Here is a 20,733-nt window from a genome sequence, read left to right as displayed (position 1 = left end):
GCCCGGCCAACCGGGCAAGGGGGCGCGTCAATCCTGCGCATCCGGCGCGGTGCCAAGCGCCCGCGCCTGGGCCAGTTCGACCACGCGCGCCACATCGGGCTTGGCGGCCAGATCGACCAGCGCGAACTTTTCCGACAGCGCCTCGGGCGACAGGGGGATGTTGCTGACCACCTGGGCGCCGGGGGCGGCGGGGCCGTAGGCCTGGCCCTTGACCATGAAATAGACCGAACCGGAATTGCCCGCGCGCAAGGTGGGCGGCACCTCGGACTGCGGCACGACATAGCTTTGCCCGGCATCGAGCACACGTTCGAACAGCACGGTGCCGTCGGCGGCGCGCACCCGCACCCACGAGGGGCTGACGGCAAAGATTTCCACCGCCGGGGCCGCTTCGGCCAGCACGCGCACGGTGGCTTCTGGGGCCGCCTCGGCCGCAGCGGGCTCGGGCTCGGCCCGTTCGGGGACGATCGCGGCGATGGGGCCGTCGCGCGACACCATCTGCGGCACTTCCAGCGCCTGCGGGCGGTAGAGCCGGCCCAGCGCCTCGGCCGTCGGCGGGGCGGCGACCGGGGTGCCTTGGGCGACAGGCGGCACTTCGCCGGCGGGGCCCGCAGGGGTTGCGCCGATGTTGCCCAGCGGGTCGATCGAGGCCACCGCCACCGGGGCCTGTTCGATGGGTGCAACCTGCACGCGCTGCACCTCGCGCAGCACGGACCAGCCGCCGTAACCGATGCCGCCGATCAGCAGCACCAGCACCAGCACCGACCCGGCCGCACCGGGTTCGACCCGGCTGAGCCAGCTTTCGCCGCGCGGCACGAACACCGCATCCGGGTCGCCCAGCGCATCGAGCCCGCGCGGGCGCGGACGGGGCGCCTGGGCCCGGGCGGTCGGATTGGTGCCGAGCCCCTTGGGCACGGCGGTGAAATTCGCCTCGGTGCAGAACTGGGCGTAGGCGGCGTCCGGGTCCATGCCCAGATAACGCGCATAAGACCGCACGTAGCCCGCCACGAAGCCAGGCGTTTCGAAGGCCGAAACATCGGCGTTCTCGATGGCGGCGATGTAGGTGGCCTTGATCTTGAGTTCGCGCTGCACGTCCAGCAGGGACTTGCCCATCGTCGCGCGTTCGCCCCGCATGAGGTCGCCAAGGCGGAGGTCGTAATCGTCGAAGCCTTTCGGCTTCTCCTCGACCGCTGCCGAAGGTTTTCCCTTCCGCCACATCATGCAGCCTGCCCCTACCCCGATCTTTTTCTGCGCCGCCTCGCGCGTGTCACGCGACTCGGCTTTTAGCGAAATCTTGGGTGACTTCTAGCACAACTTGCGCGCCGCGACAGCCGACGATTTGCCTCAGGCGCAGTGTTCGGCGCGATTCAGCGCACAGTGCGACCAGAGCCGATCCATCGCGCGGACCAGGTGGTCGATCTGTCTGGGATCGTGCACCGGCGAAGGCGTGAAGCGCAGCCGTTCGGTGCCGCGCGGCACCGTGGGGAAGTTGATCGGCTGCACATAGATGCCGAACTGGTCCAGCAGCATGTCGGACAGCATCTTGCAATGCACCGGGTCGCCCACATGCACCGGCACGATGTGCGAGCCGTGGTCGATGATCGGCATGCCCAGCGCCTTGAGGCGCATCTTGAGGATGCGGGCGTGCAGTTGCTGGGCATCACGCAGCTTTTGCCCCTCGGCCGTCTTGAGCAGGCGGATCGAGGCGGCGGCCCCGGCGGCAATGGCCGGCGGCAGCGAGGTGGTGAAGATGAAGCCCGGCGCGTAACTGCGGATGGCATCGACCATTTTCGCGCTGGCGGCAATGTAGCCGCCAAAGACGCCGAAGGCCTTGCCGAGCGTTGCGTTGATGATGTCGACCCGGTGCATCTGGCCGTCGCGTTCGGCCACGCCGGCGCCGCGGGGGCCATACATGCCGACGGCATGAACCTCGTCCAGATAGGTCAGCGCGCCCACCTCCTCGGCCAGGTCGCAGATTTCGCGGATCGGGCCGAAGTCGCCATCCATCGAGTAGATCGATTCGAAGGCGATCAGCTTCGGCGCGGCAGGGTCGTCGGCCGCGATCAGCTCGCGCAGGTGCGCCACGTCGTTGTGCCGGAAGATGCGCCGCGCCCCGCCGTTGCGCTTGATGCCTTCGATCATGCTGGCGTGGTTCAGCGCGTCGGAATAGATGATGAGCCCGGGGAACAGCCTGGGCAGGGTGGACAGCGTGGCATCGTTGGCGATGTAGGCGCTGGAAAACACCAGCGCCGCGGGCTTGCGGTGCAGGTCGGCGATTTCGGCTTCCAGCCGCTTGTGATAGACGGTGGTGCCCGAGATGTTGCGCGTGCCGCCCGAACCGGCGCCGGTCGCGTCCAGCGCCTCGTGCATGGCCGAAAGTACCGCCGGATGCTGGCCCATGCCGAGGTAATCGTTGCCGCACCAGACGGTGATGTCCTTCTCCGTCCCGTCGGGGCGCGTCCAGACCGCGTGGGGGAAGTGGCCCTTGCGCCGCTCGATGTCGATGAAGGTGCGATAGCGGCCCTCGTCGTGCAGGCGTTGCAAGGCGGCGTCGAGGGCGGCTTCGTGGTTCATCGTCGTCTCCGTGGCAGGGCCGGGCTGGAGTATTGCCCGAAGGCAGGTGGTGTCTGCCTTGATGTGGGTCAATCGGGCGGGGCGGCAAAGAGGGCATTTCGTCGCCCCCGCCCCGGCGGACATATATCAGTATATGGATATGTCAGCCTAACGGAAGGGGGCAACTTCCAGCACCACCACGCAGGCGGCGCCTTGCTTGCGCGCACCCTCGCAGCCTTGCAGGGCGGCGGCGCGGGCGGCCTCGGCATCGGGCAGGTCCGACATGGCGGTGGCCGAGGCAACCGGCTGGCCGGCGCGGATGAACCCCTCGTCCGGCGCGACCGCGATGGCGGCATGGCGCCCCGGGCGCGGCACGAACAGCGCCAGCGCCTGTTCGTTGCTGGCCACCAGCCGCAGGGTGGCCTGTTCTTCGGGCGTCAGGAACGGGTGCAGGTGCAGCGTCACCTGCGCGGGTCCGAGCCGCTGCACTTCGGTCGGCACCGACTGGGCCAGAACCGGGGCGGAGAACAGGGCCAGGGCGGCCGACAGGACAAGGCGGTTCACGAGGTCACATCCCTTTGCGCTGGAGTCGCGCCATGCCCTTACACCGGGACGCGGCGCATGGACAGTCCCGGGTGCTGCGTCTAGCGTGGAGTTGAAGCGGCGGCTGCCGCCGCGCCGAAGGAGACTGCGATGACCCTTTCCCCCGTCCTCGACCGCATCGATGCCGACCTGCCGCTGGCCGTGGACCGGCTGCTGGACCTGCTGCGCATCCCGTCGATTTCCACCGACCCGGCCTTCAAGGCCGATTGCGACCGGGCGGCAGACTGGCTGGTTGCGGACCTGGCCTCGATCGGGTTCGCCGCGCGCAAATGCCCGACCGAAGGGCACCCGATGGTGGTGGCGCATCACGAAGGGCCGGCGGGGGCGCCGCACCTGCTGTTCTACGGGCATTACGACGTGCAGCCGGTGGACCCGCTGAACCTGTGGCACCGCGACCCCTTCGACCCCGAGGTGCAGCAGGAGGGCGACCGCACCGTGATCCGCGCGCGCGGTGCCGCCGACGACAAGGGCCAGCTGATGACCTTTGTCGAGGCGTTCCGGGCCTGGAAGGCCGTGCATGGCACCCTGCCCTGCCGGATCACCGTGTTCCTGGAAGGCGAGGAGGAATCGGGTTCGCCCAGTCTGATTCCGTTCATGCAGGCCAATGCCGAGGAACTGCGCTGCGATCTGGCGATCATCTGCGACACCGGGCTGTTCGACAGCCGGGTGCCCGCGATCACCACCATGCTGCGCGGCCTGCTGGGCGAGGAGCTGACGGTGCACGCCGCCAACAAGGACCTGCATTCGGGCATGTTCGGCGGGGCTGCGGCCAACCCGATCAAGGTGTTGGTGCGGGCGCTGGCCAGCCTGCACGACGACACCGGGCGGATCACAATTGCCGGTTTCTACGACGATGTGCCCGAACTGCCCGAGGCGCTGCGCGCGCAGTGGCAGGGCCTGGCGTTCGACCATGCGAAGTTCCTGGGCGATGTCGGCCTGTCGGTGCCCGCGGGCGAGGCCGACCGAACGCCGCTGGAAATGCTGTGGTCGCGGCCGACCTGCGAAATCAACGGCATCTGGGGCGGCTATACCGGCGCAGGGTTCAAGACGGTGCTGCCGGCCGAGGCGCATGCCAAGGTCAGCTTTCGCCTGGTCGGCCAGCAGGATCCGTGGAAGCTGCGCGAGGCGTTCCGCGACCACATCCGCGCGCATATCCCCGCCGACTGCCGGGTGGAGTTCCACGGCCACGGCAATTCGCCGGCTTCGGTGATGCCGGTGGATCACCCCGCCTTCGAGCAGGCCCGCGCCGCGCTGACCGAGGAATGGGGCGTGCCCGCGGCCTATGTCGGCTGCGGAGGGTCGATTCCGATCGCCGGGTATTTCCAGGACATTCTGGGGATGGGCGCCATGCTGATCGGCTTTGGCAAGGACGACGACCAGATCCACAGCCCGAACGAGAAATACGACATGGACAGCTTCCACAAGGGAATCCGGTCCTGGGCGCGCATTCTGGCGCACGTGGCCGGCTGAGGCCGGCCCCGGCCCCCGCGCGCCGCCAGTGCGAGGGGGCAGACATGCGAAAAGGGCCGCCCGAAGGCGGCCCGGCGCACCATCGTTCAGGCAGTTGCCTTACTTGATCTTGCCTTCCTTGTATTCGACGTGCTGCCGCACGACGGGGTCGTATTTCTTGACCGTGAACTTTTCGGTCATGGTGCGGGCGTTCTTCTTGGTCACGTAGAAGTGCCCGGTTCCGGCGGTCGAGTTCAGCCGGATCTTGATGGTGGTCGGTTTCGCCATGGTCGTCTTCTCCTGCGCGGTCGGGGGCAGCGGTCGATCGCCGCCAGGGCGCGGTCCGCAAAATCTGAGCCCCGCCTTTGCCTTGCGGCTGCGGCGGAGTCAAGCGGCAAGTTGCGCGGCGTCAGGCCTGCGGGGCAGGTTTGCCGAGGCTGGCATGGATGCCCGCAACCGTGGCCGCATCCAGCGCCATCGCCTGCGCCAGCGTGGCCAGAAACTGCGCCTCGGCCGGGGTGTCGCCTTGCATGGTCATCACGGCCGCGCCGTAGACCTGGGCGCGCATGGCCTCGGCCGTGTCGCGGGCCAGGGCCACGGGGTCCACCGGGGCCAGCATCTCGGCCTCGACGAAGGCGCGCTCGGCCGGGGTGGACTCGCCCAGATGCTGCATGATGACGGCGCGTTCGGCATCGGTGATCTGGCCGTCGGCACGCGCCGCCTGGATCATGGCGCGGATCATCAGGCGGGCGTTCGCCTCGGCGGCATCGGTGGCGGCGGTGGTGCCGGTCATCTGGTCGATCATGCCGGTCACGCTGGCGCTGGCGGCCGCCCCCATGCTGCCCAGGGTGCCCAGCAGGCCACCGGCCCCGGCGGCCGCCCCTGCCCCGCCGAACTTGCCCATCATCGCCTCCAGCTGAGAGGCGATCCCGGCCGTCTGGGGGTTCTTCTTCAGCGCGTCCTGCACGCCCGGCATGCCGCCCATCTGCTTGTACTTGTCGAACCCCTTGGCGGCGGCAAAGCCGACGGCCAGCGTGGCCAGCGTGCGAACGAAACTCATGGTGCGATTCCCTGACTGCGCCGGGCCCAACCCCGGCCTGTGACCGACAATAGCGCATGTCGATGCCAAAGCAGCGGGAAAACATCCGCCCGCGTCCCATCGACCTGCCTCAGCCATATGGGAATTGCAAGCGATGCGCGGAAGGCCTGTAAGCCGGATTCTGTCCCCCCCGGACCGTGATCCGGGGCTGGATGACCATTCCTCTGGCCCCGCCGTTACCGGCGGGATCAAGCTGCCAACCCGGGCCTCTCGGGCTGAAGCATCCCTGCGGCGGTATCCTTGCGGACCTGCCCCGCGCGAGGCCCCTATTCGGCATTGCTCCGGGTGGGGCTTGCCGTGCCGTCCTTGTCGCCAAGTCCGCGGTGGGCTCTTACCCCACCGTTTCACCCTTGCCCTGCATGCAGGGCGGTCTCGTTCTCTGTGGCGCTTTCCCTGGGGTTGCCCCCGCCGGGCGTTACCCGGCACCCTTGCTTCATGGAGTCCGGACTTTCCTCGCACGCCCCGATGTCCGCAAGGGACCGGCAGGCGCACGCGGTCATCCAGCCTTCCGCGCCCGGGGGGCATAGCCCGGCCGGCCGGCAAGGTCAACGCCGGTTCAGGTCATCGCGGCGACAAGTGCCTGCGTTGCGGGGTGGGCGGGCTGGGCCAGCAGGTGCGCCACCGGCCCGGCCTCGACGATCCGCCCGGCGTCCAGGACGATCAGGCGGTCGGCCAGCAGACGCGCCACGTGCAGGTCGTGGGTGACCAGCAGCAAGGCCATGCCGGCGCGGCGCAAGGCATCTAGGTAATGCAGCACGCCCGCCTGCAGCGGCGCGTCGAGCGCCGCGGTCGGCTCGTCCAGCACCAGCACCTGAGGATGGCCGACCGTGGCCCGCACCAGCGCTGCCCGCGCCAGCTGCCCTTGCGACAGGGCGCGCGGCTTGCGGTCCAGCAAGGCAGGGTCCAGCCCGGCGCCGCGGCACGCCTCGGCCAAGGCACCTGGATCGGGCGCGACCGGATCGCAGATCGACTGTCGTACGCTCTGCCACGGCAGAAAGCTGTCGGCCGGGTCCTGGAACACCATCTGCACACGGGATCGGCGCGGGTCGCGCGAAAAGCGCGCCGGCGGGATGGTGCCGATGTCCTGCCCATCCAGCACGATGCTTCCGCTGCCCGGCTGGTCGAGACGCGCCGCGATCCGGGCGAGGGTGGTCTTGCCCGAACCGGAGGCACCGCACAGGGCCAGCACCTCGCCGGAATGCAGGTTCAGGTCGATGCCGGCCAATCCGGGGCCTTTCGGCCGGACGAGGCCGACCCCTTGCAACGCAAGAACGGGATCGGCCGCAGGCGCCCTTGCCGGCAAGCGCGTGGCCGGCGCCCCCGGCAATGCGTCCAGCCGGCCGGCCCGAGCCGGCAAGGCCAGCATGATCGCGCGCGTATAGGGGTGCACGGGGGCCGCCACGACCTGCGCGGCCGGGCCAGTTTCGACAAGGCGCCCCGACCGCAGAACCGCGATCCGGTCGCTGACTTTCGCGGCCAGCGCCGGATCGTGCGTCACAATCACCACCGAGCGCCCTGCCGCGCGCAACGCGCCCAGCGTTTCCAGCACGGACGACGCCGTCGGGCCATCGAGGGCGGCCGTCGGCTCGTCGGCCAGGATCAGTTCGGCCCCGGAAGCCAGCGCGCGTGCCAGCGCCGCACGAACCTGCATGCCGCCCGAAAGCTCTTGCGGGTAGCGCGCAACCAGATCGCGCGGCAAGCCCAGGATTTCCAGAAGCTCGCCGGGATCCCGGGCATCGCGCGCGGCGGCATCGGCAATCTGCGCCCCGATACGGCGCACCGGCGACAGGCCTGCCATCGGCGCCTGCAAGACCGGCACGACACGGGCCCCGGACCGCAGCAGAACCGAACCGGACCGTCGGGCGCCTTCGGGCAGAGCGCCGCAGATGCTGCGCAGCAGCATCGTCTTGCCCGCCCCGCTTTCGCCGATGACCGCCACGATCGCGGCCGGGTCCAGATCGAGGTTCAGCCCCTGCAGGACATTTGGTCCGCCGCCGGGCAGCGCGACGCTCAGATCTCTGATGGACAGCAGCGTCATGCTGCCTCGCGCGCCAACAGGTCGCGCCAGGCATCGCCGGCCAGGTGAAAGACCAGAACCGAAACCGCAAGTGCTGCGCCCGGAAACACCACGAGCCACCAGTGGCCGCCCATCAGGAACCGCATGCCTTCGGCGATCATCACGCCCCATTCCGGGCTGGGCGGGCGCACGCCGACCCCGATGAACGACAGCCCCGCGGCGTTCAGCATCGCCCAGCCAAGATTGGTCGTGGCCTGCACCACCACCAGCGGAAACACGCGCGGCAGGACGTGACGGAACAGGATATCGCGGTCGCGCTGGCCGCTCATCCGGGCCGCATCGACCCAGAGCGCCCGCCTGTACCGTGCAACACCGCCACGGACCAGCCGCAGGAAAAAGGGCAGGTTCACCACCGCCGTGGCCAGCACCACGATCGCCAACCCGTTGCCCAGCGCCCCGACCAGCACCATCGCCAGAAGGTAGATCGGCATGGCAAGCAACAGATCGCCGACCCAACCGCTGACATGATCGGTCCAGCCGCCGAACCAGCCCGCCAGCGCCCCGACCACCGTGCCGCAAACCGCCGCCAACGCGACGGCCGCCGCCGCCAGCCCCAGGTCCAGCCGCGCCGCCATCATCACCCGTGCCAACTGGTCACGGCCCAGGTGATCGGTTCCGAACGGGTGCGCCAGCCCCGGTGGGCGCAAGGCCGCGGCAACATTCGTCGCCATCGGGTCGGCCAAGGGCAGCAGCGGCCCGAACACCGCCACCGCCACCAACAGGCCCGCCAGCAGAAACGGCACCCGGCTAGCCACTCGCAGCCCCCAGCCGCGGATCGAGCGTGCGGGCGAGGATCTCTGCCAACAGCGCCGCGGCCGCATGGATCAGCGCCAGAACCAGCATCACGCCTTGCACCGGGGCGTGGTCCAACGCCATCAGCCCCTCCAACGCATAGCGACCGACCCCGGGCCAGGCAAAGACCTTTTCCACCAGCACATTGGCCCCCAACATGTAGCCGAAGGTCAACGCGGCCACCGGCAACAGCGCCGCCAGGGCCTCGGGCATGGCATAACGTGCAACAAGCCTGCGCCTGGCCACGCCGGCCAGCCGGGCCCCCTCGACCCCGGGCGATGCCAGGGCCGACAGCATCGCGGCGCGAAAGACCCGAAGCAACGGCGCCATCGCAAAGATGGCCATCGTCGCGGCGGGCAAGGCCAGATGCGCCAAGGCCGAGGAAACCGCTTGCCAGTCGCCTGCCAGCACTGCGTCGGGAACCATCATTCCCGTGCGGGCCTCGGGTGCGGTCATCCACGGATCAAGACGACCCGACGGCTCCGGCGCGACCCCGACCCAGACGTAGAAAACCTGCACAAGCAAAAGCCCGGTCACGAACACCGGCATCGCCGCCCCCAGGGCGGCAATCCCGCGTGCGAGGCGATCAACATGGCCGCCGGGTTGCTGCACCGCGGCAAGGCCCAGCCCCACAGCCAGCAGCAGCGCCGGCACAAACCCCGCAAATGCCAATTCGAGGGACGCGGGCAAGCGCAGGGCAATATCTTCGGCGACCGGACGGCCGGTCACCACCGAAACACCCAGATCGCCATGTGCCAGTGCCGTCACATAGTCGAGGAACTGGCCCGGAATGCTGCGATCCAGGCCCTCCGATACCCGCAGGTCGGCAAGGTCACCGGGGGTCATGCCCGGCACGGCACCCAGCACCGCCGCGCGGTCCCCCGGCAGTATGCGGGTCAGCACGAAGGCCAGCACGATCACCCCGACAAGCACCGCGAGCGCCCGGCCTGCTGCGCGCATCTCCGATCTCCGCCTGCCACCATGCCGGACTGATGCCGCATGGCGCCAAGGGTTGCAAGCTGCGTCAGGAGCGGTCGTCCAACCGATGCTCCATCGTGACCGACGGTTGCGCACATCCTGCCTCGCCCACCACACGTGCCGGAACACCGGCCACGGTGGTGCAGGGCGGAACTTCGCTCAGCACCACCGACCCCGCCGCGATGCGCGAGCAGTGGCCGACCCGGATGTTGCCAAGCACCTTGGCCCCGGCCCCGATCAGCACGCCATCGCCGATCTTGGGGTGACGATCGCCATCCTCCTTGCCGGTGCCGCCAAGCGTCACCGAATGCAGCATGGAAACATTGTCGCCCACCACCGCCGTTTCGCCGATGACGATGGAATGCGCATGGTCGATCATCAGACCCTTCCCGATGCGTGCCGCCGGGTGAATGTCCACCCCGAACACTTCGGAAACCCGCATCTGCACGAAATAGGCCAGATCGGTCCGGCCCCGCCGCCACAGCCAATGCGCGATGCGATAGGCCTGCACCGCCTGAAACCCCTTGAAGAACAGGATCGGCTGCAACAGCCGGTGACAGGCGGGGTCGCGGTCCAGCACGGCCATAAGGTCGGCACGCGCCGCCTGCCCCAGGAACTCGTCCGCTTCGTGCGCCGAGTCGGCAATCTCGCGCAGGATCTGCTCGCTCATCTCGCCCGAGGCAAGCTTGAGCGAGAAACGATAGGCCAGCGCCCGCTCCAGGGTCGTATGATGCAGGATGCTGCCGTGGATAAGGCCGCCCAGCAGGGGTTCCTGCCGCACGGCATCTTCGCATTCGCGGCGAATCCTGTCCCAGACCGGATCGACCGTTGCGACGCGCACAAGGGTATCGGGCATGCCATTCTCCTTCGCAGGTCACCATAATAACAGATAGCCTGCCGGATGCCCACTGCCAGTGGCGTCTGCCGCCGGCAAGAGGCCATGCGCGCTGCATTCCCTGCTGCGCGTGCTAACCCGGCAGATCGAGGCGGCGCCATGCGCCGGCCCCGTATCGGTCGGACACCTGCGCCACCTCCACGCGCCAGGCCCCGAGGATGCCATCGGCCAGCCGCGCGGCGGTGCTGTATGTCCAGCCGGCTTCGCCCACGGTCACCTCACGGCGTAGCGTCTCGCCTTGCCAGACCCGCACCCGGTAGCGCTCGGTCTCCTCGCCGAGAGGAACCTCCTCCGACACCCAGTTGTCCCCGTCGATGCGCGTTCGCCTGACCCAGTCGAACCGATCTTCCCCGGCGACCACACGGTGCCGCAGGTGAACCGGCGACAAAGGCCGCAACCCGATTCCCGCAAACGCCTCGACCCGGTGCACCACCGCAGGATCGTCCAGCCCGCGCGCGGCGACACCGACGCGGTAATGCCGGGCCAGCCCCCGCTTCGACGGCGCCAGCGCAATCTGTTCGACCGTCCGGTCGAGGAGGACAAAGACCGATCCTTCGGGCCATGCGTCCGGCATCACGGCATCGGAACCGGCCTGCCCGCGCAAGCGGACGGACAGATCCCACTCGCCGGGTCCGACCGCGACCGCCTGGGCGAACTGAAGGATTTCCCAGCGGTCGGCGCTGCCGTCGCCGATGGCGGCGACATTTGCCCCGTTCAGAACCTGCAAGGGGCTGGCCGAGGCCAGTTGCCCGCGGATCATCTTCACCCGCACCGGCGCACCACGATCCCAGACCCCCGGCCGCGCGCGGCGCAGCGGCCCTTGCAGAATGCCGATGGCAGACGGCGCCGCGATCAGCCGGTTCACCTCGTAGCCCGCATCCTGGTCGGCGTCCCACACCGCCACCGCCCCCGGCCAGGGCACCGCCGACACCGCCAGATGCGGTGCAACCGGGTCTTCCTGCCCTGTCAGCAGCGGCAGATCCAGAAACAGCGGATAAACCGGCACCGCCGGAACGAAGGCCTTGGGGATCGCCCGTTCCTCGGCCGCATCCGAAGGCACGTAAACCGCAGGTTCCACCCGCACCGCCTCGATCAGGCTCGCGCCGGCAGACTCCGCCCGGTCGATGCGGAAAAGGCCCGCGTCGCCCAGGTCCAGCACATCCCCTGCCCCCAGCCGCAGGCGCGACGGCGGCAGCGCCAGCCGCGCGCCATCGCGTGCCACCCGCGCCTCGGCAAGCCAGCGTTCCGCAATGGCTCGCCCCTCCGCGCGCGTCAGCACCAGGGCCAGCTCCGATTGCGAAACGCCGCGATACGCATCGTCGGGAAAGGCCGCTTCTTCGGTCCGGCTTTCGAAATCGGCCTCCGCCTCGACAAAACTCAGGCGAACCCGACCCGCCACCTCTGCCTCGGGTGCCCGCGTCACCTCCAGGTCGCCGCCGGCCTCGGGATGCAGCGCCAGTTCGCTGCGTTCCAGCGCCACAGCCGCGCGCCCGTCGCGCATGCGGAACCTCAACACCCCGTCGCGTTCGACCGCCTCGAAGCCATAAGCCAGCATCAACGGTTGCAAGGCTGCCCGCGCGGTGGCGCCATCGGGTGGGGCATAGCCGCGCACCACCCCGAACAGCCCCGAAACATCGACCGCATCGACACCGGCGGCCGCGCAGACCTCGGCCACCACCGCGGCCAGCGGCTGCCCTGTCGTCCTGCCGGTCAACCAGTGCCCGCGGCCATAGTTGCCGGCGTCCGACCAAAGCCCGGCATTGCCCGGAAACTGCGGAAAAGGCCGCGCATCCCAGGCCCAGACAAAGGCCCGGCTCATGTCCACCATCGGCCCGCCGTAGACAGACGATCCGGGGTTGTTCGCGTCCTTGCCCCAATACCCGGCCATCGCGCGCAGGTATTGCATCTGGATCACGTCGTCGCGCCGCCCGGTCGAAGCCCGGGGCAGCTTCGATTCCGACGACTTCGCGTCAAGGAACAGATTGGGCTGGTTGGTGCCCTTGTCGATGGCTGCGCAACCGAGCTCGGTAAACCAGAACGGCTTCGACCGCGGCACCCAAGGCGAAGGCACGGCCGCCCGGATACCGCCGATGCGGTCGTGATGCGCGTTTTCCCACCAGCCGCGCAAATCCTTGGCCCGCCAGACCCAGGGCTCGCCATAGGCCTCGTCGGTGATCGGCGTGCGGATCTGCGCCGCCTCGCCTTCGGGGCTGGCATAGTACCAGTCGTAGTATTCGCCGCCAGCGACATTCGCCTCCAGATACGCGAGGTTGTAGATGCTGCCCCAGGCCGCATCGGCATGACGGTCGCCCTCGCGCCAGTCCGACAAGGGCAGGTAATTGTCGATCCCGACGAAATCGACATTGTCGTCCGCCCAGAACGGATCGAGGTGGAAATATCTGTCGCCTTCGGGGCTGACGTAGCCGAAATACTCCGACCAGTCGGCGGCATAGCTGACCTTGCACCCGGCCCCAAGAATGCCCTTCACCTCGGCCGCCAGTTGCCGCAACGCAGCCACAGCGGGGAAACTGTCGCCCGCGCCGCGGATCTGCGTCAACCCTCTCAGCTCGGAGCCGACGCAAAACGCCTCCACACCGCCGGCCTGCGCGCAAAGATGCGCATAGTGCAGGATGAACCGCCGGTAACCCCAGTCCTCGGCCGGGCCGGAATAGACCACGTCGCCGTTCACGACAGCAAAATGCGAAGGCTGCGCCGCCCCGAAGAACGCCGACACCTCGGCATCCGCCGCCGCGCTGCGGTCCGGGCTGCCTGCACGACCAGGCGCCACCGACAGCGTGATCCTGCCGCGCCAGGGCAGAACGGGTTGGTCGGCCGCGTCCGACCAGGGGTCGGGGCGCCCGTTGCCGGCCATCTGTTCCATCAGCACGAAGGGATAGAACATCACGGCCTGCCCGGCGGCCTTCAGTGCGGCAATCGCCTCGCGCACGCCAGCGTCCCCGGGCGTGCCGCCATAGACCGGGCGCCCACCTTCCTGCGCCACCACCTCGGCAGCAGCCCGGGCGATGCCGCCGGCGCGCCAGGGCTGACCCACGCCATCGAACTGCACCTGCTCGACCTTGGGGCGCACCTTGCAAACCCCGCAACGCAGGTCGTCGCCGAACCAGCTGACGATCAGCGAAACCGCACCGCACCCCGGCACCTCGCCGGTCAACTGCTCCAGCGAGGCTGGAAAATCGGCCTTGCCTGCCGGGCTGTTCATGTTGGCGGTGCGCGCCTGCCCCGGCCCGTAGCTGTAATGCACCGGCGTGGTCGACAGCGCATATTCCCCGGTCCCCGGCATCAAGGCCACCGCCTGCACCGCAGCACCCAGACCGCCACCCTGCGCCGGGCGCACCACCTCGAAGGAAAACTGCGGCACCCTGTTGCCGAACCGGCCAAGCTCCAGATCCTCGATCACCACATAGGCGATGCCGCGATAGGCCGGCGCCATGCCCGCCCCTTCCACGGCCTCGATCCGGGGGTCGGGCAACTGGTGCTCGGACCCGGTGTAAACCCGCATGTCCAGACTGTCGGCCGAAATCTCCTGGCCATCCGCCCATACCCGGCCCACCCGCAGGATCTCGCCTTCGCACAAGGCCACCGCCAGCGAAACCGAATAGCTGTAGTCCACCGTCTTCGGCCGGCTCACCCCCTTGCCGCCTCGCCTGGCCGTCGCTTCCTCCAGAAAGCGCGATGCCCAGATCACATGCCCACCCAGCCGCACCCTGCCCCAGGCCCGCGCCACCGGCTGGCCTTCGCCGGCCCCCATCAGGCGAAAGCGGTCGACCCGGCCAACCTCGACCGGCTGCGACCCCCGCCCCATCAGGCGCGCGTCGATGGCCCGGCCCAGCGTCGCCCCCACCGCCCGCCCGATCACCGCGCCCGACAGGCCCAGCACCGTGCCGCCCACGCCCGACCCAAGCGCGGCCCCCGCCGCCGACAGCAAAATCGTCGCCATGCCGTTCCTCCGTCATCGCCATCCCGGGGGGCGTCCGCCCCCTTGGCATTCCTCAGATATCCGCCGGGCCGAATTCACTCCGGCCAGGCAAAGCGCCCGGCAATGCGCCGCTGCCAAGGTGCCGACAACGGGCTTTCCACCACCGCGTGGCCGGAATAGGCATGCACGAAGCTGGGACATGCGCCGGTTTGCGTCTGAATGCCCAGATGCTTGGCCACGTGACCTTCGCGCATGCGGAACACCAGCACATCGCCGGGCGCCGCATCCTCGGCCGCCTTCGGCACCAGCCAGGCGTGCGCCGCAGCCAGCAAGACCTCGTCGCGCGCGGGCTCGGCCCAATCGGGGGTATAGGCCGGCACCGCACAGGGCTCTGCCCCGCGCACCGCCCGCCATACCCCGCGCAACAGCCCCAGACAGTCGGCGCCCGCGCCCTTGCAACTGGCCTGATGCACGTAAGGCGTCCCGATCCAGGCGCGCGCCTCGGCCACCACGTCAGCGCCCAAGACTGCCGCCATCGTTGGCCCCTTCCGCCTTGGGCACCGCGGCCAGCCAATCCTCGCCGGGCAGATGCGGAAAACCGCGAAAGTTCAGAAAGTTGGCAAACTTCAACCGGCAGGTTTCCGCCCGCTTGTCGCACCCCGCCTCCAGCCGGACGACGTCGCCCGGGCGCACCGGCGCCCGCAACGCCTCCCACAACTCCACCTCGCGCGCGCGCCCGCTCAGCCGGTCGTTCTTCACCACCGCAACCAGCCCGGCCGCCGCCCCGCTTTCCACCACCAGCCGGCCGCGTTCGAACCAGCGGTCGTCAAAGCCCAGGAAATCGGCCCAGCGAAAGATCCGGCCGTCGTCGACCGTTTCCACCGGCCTTGCCTCGACATAGCCGGGCAAGGTCAGGTCCACCCCGCAGCGGGCATCTCCCAGCAAGGCGGAACAGGCCCGCTGGTAAACCCGGCCCTGCGGCTGGTTCAGCATTTCCGTCAGGCCGCGAAGCTCTGCCTGAAACGCGCCGCCGGCCTGGGCCACCTCGCCCATCGAGCCGCGAAACTGCATCAGCCGCTGGCTCGGCTCGGCCCAGTTGACCAGCCAGGCCTCCACCGCGGCACCGTCGAACCGCCCGGCCCGCAGGTCGGCCTCGGAAATCGCTGCATCCGACAGCGCGCCGGCGGCTTCGGTATTGTCCACCGCAAGCCCCGTCGTCTGGCTGACCGCCCGCGCGCTCAACCCGGAACCGGCGCGGAACAGCGTGCCGTCGAACACCAGATCGCGGTCATGGTCGGTAAAACCCAGCACCACGCCATCCTTGCGCGTCACCCGCCAGCAGCGCGCCACGGTGGTGGCGCCGGTGCCCAGATGGTCCAGCAACGCCGTCACAGCCGCACCTCCACCACCGGAACCACCGGCACGTCGCCGGCCTGGAAACTGGCCACCGAAACCGCGATCCGGTCGGTATCGAAACGCACCGGCACATCGAACTCGAACCCGGCCCGTACCTCGGCGCCCTCGGGCACCGGGTCGGCAAAGGTGACCCGTCCCGTTGCCGGGTCCAGCGACCAGGCCTCGCTTTCCACCATCGACCGCCCGGCAATGCTGACCCGAACCGTTCCCGCCACCGGCTTCACGATCGGGCGCCAATACAGCTGGTCACCGCTCTCGTAGGCCTTGCGCAACCCGAACACCCGCGCGCGCCCATCGCCAAGGCCCAGCAGCTGGTCCCGGTCGGAAGGCACCGCCTTGGGGGCGCAGGATTTGAAGTCGGCCCAGTCCTTCCAGCGAAAGCCGTGCAACTGGCCGCTGCGCGCCTCGAAAAAGGCCACCAGTGCTGCCACATCGTCCAGCGACCGCAACCCCAGCCCGGCATCGTAACGCCGGCGCGAATGCGCCCAGGGGCTGTTGCGTTCTTCGAACCCGCTGGCCAGCGTCACGATCTCGGTGCGCCGCTCGGGCCCGCCGACCGAACCGAAGCTCAGGTTGGCCGGAAACCTCACCTCATGGAATGCCATGTCACCCGTTCCTTTGCCCGCGCGCCAGCGCCCGGTTCATCTGCGCGGCAATCTGGCTTTGTGATCGGCGGAAACCTTCGACGTCCGGCGTGGAAATGTTCATCACCACGTTGACCGGGCGCCCGCCGCCCGCCGCCATCACGCCCAGCCGCCCGTCCGCGCCGCGCGCCAGCGGCATGATCGCCTCGGGTCCGGCCTCGCCCATCAGCCCGGTGCCGCCGCGCATGGGAAACATCGTCGGCGCTGTCACCACGCCGCCGCCGGCAAAGGGCATCACCCGCCCCTGCGCAAAGGCGCCGCCATCGGCAAAGGGCATCAACCCCTGAAACAACGACCCGATGCCCCCGGCAATGGCGCCGCCGACCGCGTTCTGCACCGGCCGCATCGCCATGTTGTAGACACCGTCCACCATCGACTTCGCTATCACCCGCAGCGCGTCGGACAGTTTCATGCCGTCGAACACCAGCCCGTCGAAGGCACGCCGCAAGCCGCCGCCGATCCCGGCCGAAAGGCTGTTCACCTCGCGCCCGGTCAAGGCCAGACTGTCCGACATCCGCCGCAACTCGCCGTCGAATGCCGCGACCAGCCCCGCGCTGTTGCCAAGGGTTGCCTCCAGCGCCGCCAGCTGCCCCGCCACTTCGTCAAGCTCCGCCATCCCCGCCTCCTGTCCTGCGATCGGGGAAGGCCGCCATCAGCGCCTCCAGCCGGGCGCGCCCGACCGGGGCGCTTTCGGCGCCCAACCCCAGCATGATCCGCAACTCCACCGGACGCAGCGCCCAGAACGCCGCCGGCGTCAGCCCCAGCCCCCCCGCCGACGGTGGCCCGAGGCCCGCCCGCATCAACCCGGCCCAGTCGATCCGCCGCATCCTGCCTCCTCGGGCAAGGCAAAGGCCCGCGCCAGCAGCTGTGCCGCACAACGCGCCGCCCCGACCGGCCCGCCGCCGATCTCGGCCCGGGCCAGATCAGCGGCCCCGCCGCGCCAGCCGCCGCCGCGCAAGCCCGCCACCAGCACCGCAATCACGTCGCGCGCCGTAAAGCGGCCGGTCTCGAACCGCTCCACCACCTCGATCAGGCTGCCTGCGGACAGCGCTGCCTCCATCTCGGCCAGCGCGCCCAGCGTCAGCTTGGCCACGTGGTCCTGGCCATCCAGCCGCACGACCACCTCGCCTGCCCAGGGATTGCCCGTCACAGCGCCACGAACTCCAGCGCGCCGGCCGAGGCCAGGCTGAGGCTGTAGGTCGCCTCGCCGTTGTGATTGCCGGCATATTCGATGCTGGTAATCTGGAACGGCCCTTCCACGATGCCGAAATCCGGGATCACCACCTGAAAGGCCGGCGTCTCGCCATCGAAAAAGATCTGCCGCGTCCGCGCATCGGTCGCCGCATCGCGGAACACGCCAGACCCCGAGATGCTGGCGCTTTTCACCCCTGCCCCCGACAGCAGCTCGCGCCAGCCGCCGGTGGATTCCAGACTGGTCACATCGACCGTCTCGGCATTGAAGCTGATGCGCGTGGCCCGAAGGCCCGCCACCGTCTCGAACTGCCCGTCATCCGAAAGGTCGACCTTCAGCAACAGGTCCTTGCCGTTCTGCACTGCCATCGTCTCTCTCCGCCTTCGCGCCATGAGGCCATCGCCGGGCTGTGCCGCCGACCGCCGGAAACCTCAGAAAATCAGAATGTCAAAGCTCGACCCTGGCGCGGAACGTCAGATCCACCCGCCGGGTCGCGCCATTGTCCAGCCGCCGTGCCTCGGCCTGGACGAACCACAGGCCCGCCAGCCGCCCCCGGGCCAGCGCCGGCACCGGGCCCGACAGCACGTCGGTCACCGCAACGGCAATCCCCTTGGCCGCGGCAAAGCCAGCCGCCCGGCTGACCACGCTGACGACAAGCCGATGCTCGGCGCCCGGACCGCTCTTGTCCGAAGCGTCGCGCACCTCCTCGGGGCCGATCAGCACATAGGTCGCGGGCGCCTGCCCGCCCGGCACCGCATCCAGCACCGGAACCCCGGCCAGCGCCGGAGCCTGCGTCAGGCGTTCGTGAAGGGCCGCCTGCAAGGCGGCCGCAGCTGCGTAGCTCATGCTGCCACCTCCTCGCGGGCAAAGCAGGTCAGATACCGCGCCGCCGGGTCGGCCTCGGTCACCGCCAGAATGCGGAACAGCCGCCCCCCCTCGCGGAAACGCTGCCCCGCCACGGGCCGCGAGGGCGCCCCGACCGGCGCGCCGCGCACGACGATGCGGCAGGGAACCTCGCCCGTGGTCACCCCTTCGTCGCCGCCTTCGCGCCCGGCGCCCGGCAGCACCGCCGCCCAAAGCGTGCCCAGCGCGACCCAGCCCACCACCAGGCCGCCGGCGCCATCGGGGCTTTCGCTGCGCGCCTCCAGCACCAGCGCCCGGTTCAGCCTCGGCGTCATGCCCCGCCCCCCCCAAGCACCCGAACCGTGCGCCAGCGCTCGATCAGCGCCATCACGCCAAAGGGCATCGCGGCCACGCCGCCTTCGTGGCGCAATTCGTGATACTGCGCCGCCAGCAGCAGAACCGCCTGCCGCAGGTCGGGCGGCACCTCGTCCCAGGTGCCGAAGCCGGCATCGAACACCACCTCGGCCCGCCCGCCGGTCGGCACCTCGGGAAAGCCCGGCCCACGCGCCACCAGCCGCGGGCGGTGGGTGTCGGGCTCCAGCCGCCATCGGGCCGGCGGCAAGGGCGCTGCCGCCTCGTTGCCATCCACCAGCGTAACCGACACCACCGCCGCAACCGGCGCCAAGGGCAGCGCCTGGGCCGCAGTGTCGCGCCAGCGGGTCAGCACCAGCGAAAACCGCCGCGCGATCAGTGCCTTGCCGATCCTGGCCTCCACCGCGGCCATCGCCGCCCGCAGGTAACCGCGGATCAGCGCGTCCTGCATGCCGTCGTCGGCAAACCCGCTGCCCAACCGCAGATGATCCTTCAGCGCCTGCACCGGCAAGCTCGCGTCCGGCACGGCCGCCTGTTCCGTCAGCCTCATTCCCGCTCTCCTCGTTGCTCCGCATCGGGCGCGCACCCCGGCGCCGCTCGGGCGGAGGGACATGCTAGACAGCACCGTTTCATGGATGCGCGCCCTGTCCCCGACAGGGCCGGGGTCGCCCCCGGCCCGCAGGGACTCCGCTTACGACACGGCGAACCGCAGCAGCTTGATGGCCGCAAAGTCGCTCACGTCGCCGCCCACGCGCTTGGTGGCATAGAACAGCACATGCGGCTTGGCGCTGAACGGGTCACGCAGCACCCGCAGGTCCGGGCGTTCGGCAATGGTGTAGCCGGCCCGGAAATCGCCGAAGGCGATGGCATAGGCCCCCGGCCCGATGTCGGGCATGTCCTCGGCGATCAGCACCGGGTAGCCCATCAGCCGCGCCGGTTCGCCCGCCGCCATGCCGTCCGACCACAGGAAACGGCCGTCGGCATCCTTCATCTTGCGCACGGCGCCGGCGGTTTTCGAGTTCATCACGAAGGTGCCGTTGGCGCGATAGCTCGCGTCCAGCGCGTAGACCAGGTCCACGATGGCATCCGCCGGGTTGGAACCGTCGAAGTCGCCCGAAACGCCGGTGGCCACATAGCCCAGGCTGCCCCAGGCCCAGGTTGCATCGGGCACCTTGTCGTGGTCGAGGAACCCGGTCGGCTTGTTCACCCCGTCGCCCGAGACAAAGGCCGCCGCCTCGGCCCGCGCGAACTTGTCGGCGATGCGCCCCGCCAGCCAGCCTTCGATGTCGAAGGCCGCGTCGTCCAGCAGGCGCTGGCTGGCCTTGGGCATGGCGTTCAGCTCGTGCAGCGGAATGCTGATCCGCTCGATCTGCGCGGTGCCGGTCTCGGTCACCGATCCGGTCTCGGTGCCCCAACCGTGGCCGACATCGCCGCGGTCCACCAGCACGTCGAACGAGGTGGCCTCCACCTGCACCACATTCGCCACCATTCGCAGCGAGCTGGTGTTGCGCAGCACCGCGCGGATGCTGTCGGCGGTCTGCGGGTCCACCAGATAGCCGCCTTCGGCATTGACGGCGGTGTTCAGGCCCTTGCCTTCCAGCACCAGCCCCCGCAGGCCGTCATCGTCGCCCACCCGCAGATAGGCGTCGAACGCCTTGCGGTGCGGCACTTCGACTTCGGCGGCCATCGACAGGGCCGGGCGGCCCGACAGGGTCTTGCGATCCAGGATCATCACACGTTCTTCCGTTTGTTGCAGACGCTTCTTCACTTCGGCCTGAAAGCCGTTGAACTCGTTCAGGAAACCCGCGATCCCGCGGGCCGCCTCGCCGGACAAGCCTTCTCCGGCCCGAGACATGTGCTCGGTCATTTCCTTCTCCTTTCGCGAA

Annotated in this window: 22 protein-coding genes and 1 other RNA gene; 1 reads left to right on the top strand and 22 read right to left on the bottom strand. The window is 69.5% G+C overall.

Going from position 1 to position 20,733, the window contains the following annotated elements; translation table 11 throughout:
- Positions 1 to 27: 27 nt before the first annotated feature.
- The 3 genes from ACK4S2_RS10110 to ACK4S2_RS10100 form a co-directional block, all read right to left on the bottom strand.
- Positions 28 to 1,218, bottom strand: a complete 1,191-nt coding sequence (locus tag ACK4S2_RS10110; protein ID WP_409623663.1) for a helix-turn-helix domain-containing protein — start codon at positions 1,216 to 1,218, stop codon at positions 28 to 30.
- A gap of 123 nt (positions 1,219 to 1,341) precedes the next feature.
- On the bottom strand, positions 1,342 to 2,571 hold the full coding sequence (gene hemA / locus ACK4S2_RS10105; RefSeq protein ID WP_409623661.1) for a 5-aminolevulinate synthase: 1,230 nt from the start codon (positions 2,569 to 2,571) through the stop codon (positions 1,342 to 1,344).
- 147 nt (positions 2,572 to 2,718) lie between these two features.
- Complete coding sequence (locus ACK4S2_RS10100; RefSeq protein ID WP_409623659.1) at positions 2,719 to 3,114, bottom strand: hypothetical protein; 396 nt, start codon at positions 3,112 to 3,114, stop codon at positions 2,719 to 2,721.
- Between the two features lie 129 nt (positions 3,115 to 3,243).
- Between ACK4S2_RS10100 and ACK4S2_RS10095 the strand changes: the two genes are divergently transcribed.
- Complete coding sequence (locus tag ACK4S2_RS10095) at positions 3,244 to 4,623, top strand: dipeptidase (protein ID WP_409623657.1); 1,380 nt, start codon at positions 3,244 to 3,246, stop codon at positions 4,621 to 4,623.
- A gap of 99 nt (positions 4,624 to 4,722) precedes the next feature.
- Here ACK4S2_RS10095 and rpmG read toward each other — a convergent pair whose 3' ends face one another.
- The 19 genes from rpmG to ACK4S2_RS10000 form a co-directional block, all read right to left on the bottom strand.
- A complete protein-coding gene (gene rpmG, locus ACK4S2_RS10090) occupies positions 4,723 to 4,890 on the bottom strand; it encodes a 50S ribosomal protein L33 (protein WP_409623655.1) in 168 nt (55 codons plus the stop codon).
- Positions 4,891 to 5,011: 121 nt separating this feature from the next.
- Complete coding sequence (locus ACK4S2_RS10085) at positions 5,012 to 5,662, bottom strand: DUF533 domain-containing protein (protein WP_409623653.1); 651 nt, start codon at positions 5,660 to 5,662, stop codon at positions 5,012 to 5,014.
- A 133-nt stretch (positions 5,663 to 5,795) separates the two neighbouring features.
- Positions 5,796 to 6,213, bottom strand: an RNA gene (gene rnpB, locus ACK4S2_RS10080) — RNase P RNA component class A.
- 44 nt (positions 6,214 to 6,257) lie between these two features.
- The gene (locus ACK4S2_RS10075) at positions 6,258 to 7,739 is read right to left on the bottom strand and encodes an ABC transporter ATP-binding protein (protein ID WP_409623651.1); all 1,482 of its coding nucleotides are present in this window, start codon (positions 7,737 to 7,739) and stop codon (positions 6,258 to 6,260) included.
- Positions 7,736 to 8,533, bottom strand: a complete 798-nt coding sequence (locus ACK4S2_RS10070) for an ABC transporter permease (protein WP_409623649.1) — start codon at positions 8,531 to 8,533, stop codon at positions 7,736 to 7,738. The genes ACK4S2_RS10075 and ACK4S2_RS10070 overlap by 4 nt, the downstream gene beginning before the upstream one ends.
- A complete protein-coding gene (locus tag ACK4S2_RS10065; RefSeq protein WP_409623647.1) occupies positions 8,526 to 9,530 on the bottom strand; it encodes an ABC transporter permease in 1,005 nt (334 codons plus the stop codon). The genes ACK4S2_RS10070 and ACK4S2_RS10065 overlap by 8 nt, the downstream gene beginning before the upstream one ends.
- A 64-nt stretch (positions 9,531 to 9,594) precedes the next feature.
- A complete protein-coding gene (gene cysE, locus ACK4S2_RS10060) occupies positions 9,595 to 10,404 on the bottom strand; it encodes a serine O-acetyltransferase (protein ID WP_409623645.1) in 810 nt (269 codons plus the stop codon).
- A 112-nt stretch (positions 10,405 to 10,516) separates the two neighbouring features.
- Positions 10,517 to 14,401: a glycoside hydrolase/phage tail family protein gene (locus ACK4S2_RS10055; RefSeq protein ID WP_409623643.1), complete on the bottom strand. Its 3,885-nt coding sequence runs from the start codon at positions 14,399 to 14,401 to the stop codon at positions 10,517 to 10,519.
- A 74-nt stretch (positions 14,402 to 14,475) separates the two neighbouring features.
- On the bottom strand, positions 14,476 to 14,916 hold the full coding sequence (locus ACK4S2_RS10050; protein ID WP_409623641.1) for an NlpC/P60 family protein: 441 nt from the start codon (positions 14,914 to 14,916) through the stop codon (positions 14,476 to 14,478).
- Positions 14,894 to 15,772, bottom strand: a complete 879-nt coding sequence (locus ACK4S2_RS10045; protein WP_409623639.1) for a DUF2163 domain-containing protein — start codon at positions 15,770 to 15,772, stop codon at positions 14,894 to 14,896. Before ACK4S2_RS10045 ends, ACK4S2_RS10050 begins: the two co-directional genes overlap by 23 nt.
- On the bottom strand, positions 15,769 to 16,401 hold the full coding sequence (locus tag ACK4S2_RS10040) for a TIGR02217 family protein (protein WP_409623637.1): 633 nt from the start codon (positions 16,399 to 16,401) through the stop codon (positions 15,769 to 15,771). The genes ACK4S2_RS10045 and ACK4S2_RS10040 overlap by 4 nt, the downstream gene beginning before the upstream one ends.
- 1 nt (position 16,402) lies before the next feature.
- Positions 16,403 to 17,056 (bottom strand): phage tail tape measure protein, encoded by a 654-nt coding sequence (locus tag ACK4S2_RS10035; RefSeq protein WP_409623635.1) that lies wholly within the window; start codon positions 17,054 to 17,056, stop codon positions 16,403 to 16,405.
- On the bottom strand, positions 17,043 to 17,267 hold the full coding sequence (locus ACK4S2_RS10030; RefSeq protein WP_409623633.1) for a rcc01693 family protein: 225 nt from the start codon (positions 17,265 to 17,267) through the stop codon (positions 17,043 to 17,045). Before ACK4S2_RS10030 ends, ACK4S2_RS10035 begins: the two co-directional genes overlap by 14 nt.
- The gene (locus tag ACK4S2_RS10025; RefSeq protein WP_409623631.1) at positions 17,240 to 17,590 is read right to left on the bottom strand and encodes a gene transfer agent family protein; all 351 of its coding nucleotides are present in this window, start codon (positions 17,588 to 17,590) and stop codon (positions 17,240 to 17,242) included. Before ACK4S2_RS10025 ends, ACK4S2_RS10030 begins: the two co-directional genes overlap by 28 nt.
- Positions 17,587 to 18,000: a phage major tail protein, TP901-1 family gene (locus tag ACK4S2_RS10020; protein ID WP_409623629.1), complete on the bottom strand. Its 414-nt coding sequence runs from the start codon at positions 17,998 to 18,000 to the stop codon at positions 17,587 to 17,589. The genes ACK4S2_RS10025 and ACK4S2_RS10020 overlap by 4 nt, the downstream gene beginning before the upstream one ends.
- Positions 18,001 to 18,079: 79 nt before the next feature.
- Positions 18,080 to 18,478: a DUF3168 domain-containing protein gene (locus tag ACK4S2_RS10015; RefSeq protein ID WP_409623627.1), complete on the bottom strand. Its 399-nt coding sequence runs from the start codon at positions 18,476 to 18,478 to the stop codon at positions 18,080 to 18,082.
- Entirely contained in the window at positions 18,475 to 18,810 is a 336-nt protein-coding gene (locus ACK4S2_RS10010) for a head-tail adaptor protein (protein ID WP_409623625.1), read from the bottom strand. Before ACK4S2_RS10010 ends, ACK4S2_RS10015 begins: the two co-directional genes overlap by 4 nt.
- Positions 18,807 to 19,397 carry a hypothetical protein gene (locus ACK4S2_RS10005; protein ID WP_409623623.1) on the bottom strand — a complete coding sequence of 197 codons (591 nt, stop codon included), beginning with the start codon at positions 19,395 to 19,397 and terminating at the stop codon, positions 18,807 to 18,809. Before ACK4S2_RS10005 ends, ACK4S2_RS10010 begins: the two co-directional genes overlap by 4 nt.
- Positions 19,398 to 19,538: 141 nt before the next feature.
- On the bottom strand, positions 19,539 to 20,714 hold the full coding sequence (locus tag ACK4S2_RS10000) for a phage major capsid protein (RefSeq protein ID WP_409623621.1): 1,176 nt from the start codon (positions 20,712 to 20,714) through the stop codon (positions 19,539 to 19,541).
- Positions 20,715 to 20,733 lie beyond the last annotated feature (19 nt).

The sequence above is a fragment of the Gemmobacter sp. genome (assembly GCF_046292685.1).
Taxonomy (GTDB): domain Bacteria; phylum Pseudomonadota; class Alphaproteobacteria; order Rhodobacterales; family Rhodobacteraceae; genus Wagnerdoeblera.
Note: the sequence above shows the minus strand (reverse complement) of the source record. Positions and strands in the feature narration are given on the sequence as shown.

What these genes read in the sequence shown, in the direction of transcription:
- ACK4S2_RS10110 (WP_409623663.1), bottom strand. Translation starts at nt 1,218, where the DNA reads ATGATGTGGCGGAAGGGAAAACCTTCGGCAGCGGTCGAGGAGAAGCCG.
- hemA (WP_409623661.1), bottom strand. Translation starts at nt 2,571, where the DNA reads ATGAACCACGAAGCCGCCCTCGACGCCGCCTTGCAACGCCTGCACGAC.
- ACK4S2_RS10095 (WP_409623657.1), top strand. Translation starts at nt 3,244, where the DNA reads ATGACCCTTTCCCCCGTCCTCGACCGCATCGATGCCGACCTGCCGCTG.
- rpmG (WP_409623655.1), bottom strand. Translation starts at nt 4,890, where the DNA reads ATGGCGAAACCGACCACCATCAAGATCCGGCTGAACTCGACCGCCGGA.
- ACK4S2_RS10085 (WP_409623653.1), bottom strand. Translation starts at nt 5,662, where the DNA reads ATGAGTTTCGTTCGCACGCTGGCCACGCTGGCCGTCGGCTTTGCCGCC.
- ACK4S2_RS10075 (WP_409623651.1), bottom strand. Translation starts at nt 7,739, where the DNA reads ATGACGCTGCTGTCCATCAGAGATCTGAGCGTCGCGCTGCCCGGCGGC.
- ACK4S2_RS10065 (WP_409623647.1), bottom strand. Translation starts at nt 9,530, where the DNA reads ATGCGCGCAGCAGGCCGGGCGCTCGCGGTGCTTGTCGGGGTGATCGTG.
- cysE (WP_409623645.1), bottom strand. Translation starts at nt 10,404, where the DNA reads ATGCCCGATACCCTTGTGCGCGTCGCAACGGTCGATCCGGTCTGGGAC.
- ACK4S2_RS10055 (WP_409623643.1), bottom strand. Translation starts at nt 14,401, where the DNA reads ATGGCGACGATTTTGCTGTCGGCGGCGGGGGCCGCGCTTGGGTCGGGC.
- ACK4S2_RS10050 (WP_409623641.1), bottom strand. Translation starts at nt 14,916, where the DNA reads ATGGCGGCAGTCTTGGGCGCTGACGTGGTGGCCGAGGCGCGCGCCTGG.
- ACK4S2_RS10040 (WP_409623637.1), bottom strand. Translation starts at nt 16,401, where the DNA reads ATGGCATTCCATGAGGTGAGGTTTCCGGCCAACCTGAGCTTCGGTTCG.
- ACK4S2_RS10035 (WP_409623635.1), bottom strand. Translation starts at nt 17,056, where the DNA reads ATGGCGGAGCTTGACGAAGTGGCGGGGCAGCTGGCGGCGCTGGAGGCA.
- ACK4S2_RS10030 (WP_409623633.1), bottom strand. Translation starts at nt 17,267, where the DNA reads ATGCGGCGGATCGACTGGGCCGGGTTGATGCGGGCGGGCCTCGGGCCA.
- ACK4S2_RS10020 (WP_409623629.1), bottom strand. Translation starts at nt 18,000, where the DNA reads ATGGCAGTGCAGAACGGCAAGGACCTGTTGCTGAAGGTCGACCTTTCG.
- ACK4S2_RS10015 (WP_409623627.1), bottom strand. Translation starts at nt 18,478, where the DNA reads ATGAGCTACGCAGCTGCGGCCGCCTTGCAGGCGGCCCTTCACGAACGC.
- ACK4S2_RS10010 (WP_409623625.1), bottom strand. Translation starts at nt 18,810, where the DNA reads ATGACGCCGAGGCTGAACCGGGCGCTGGTGCTGGAGGCGCGCAGCGAA.
- ACK4S2_RS10005 (WP_409623623.1), bottom strand. Translation starts at nt 19,397, where the DNA reads ATGAGGCTGACGGAACAGGCGGCCGTGCCGGACGCGAGCTTGCCGGTG.
- ACK4S2_RS10000 (WP_409623621.1), bottom strand. Translation starts at nt 20,714, where the DNA reads ATGACCGAGCACATGTCTCGGGCCGGAGAAGGCTTGTCCGGCGAGGCG.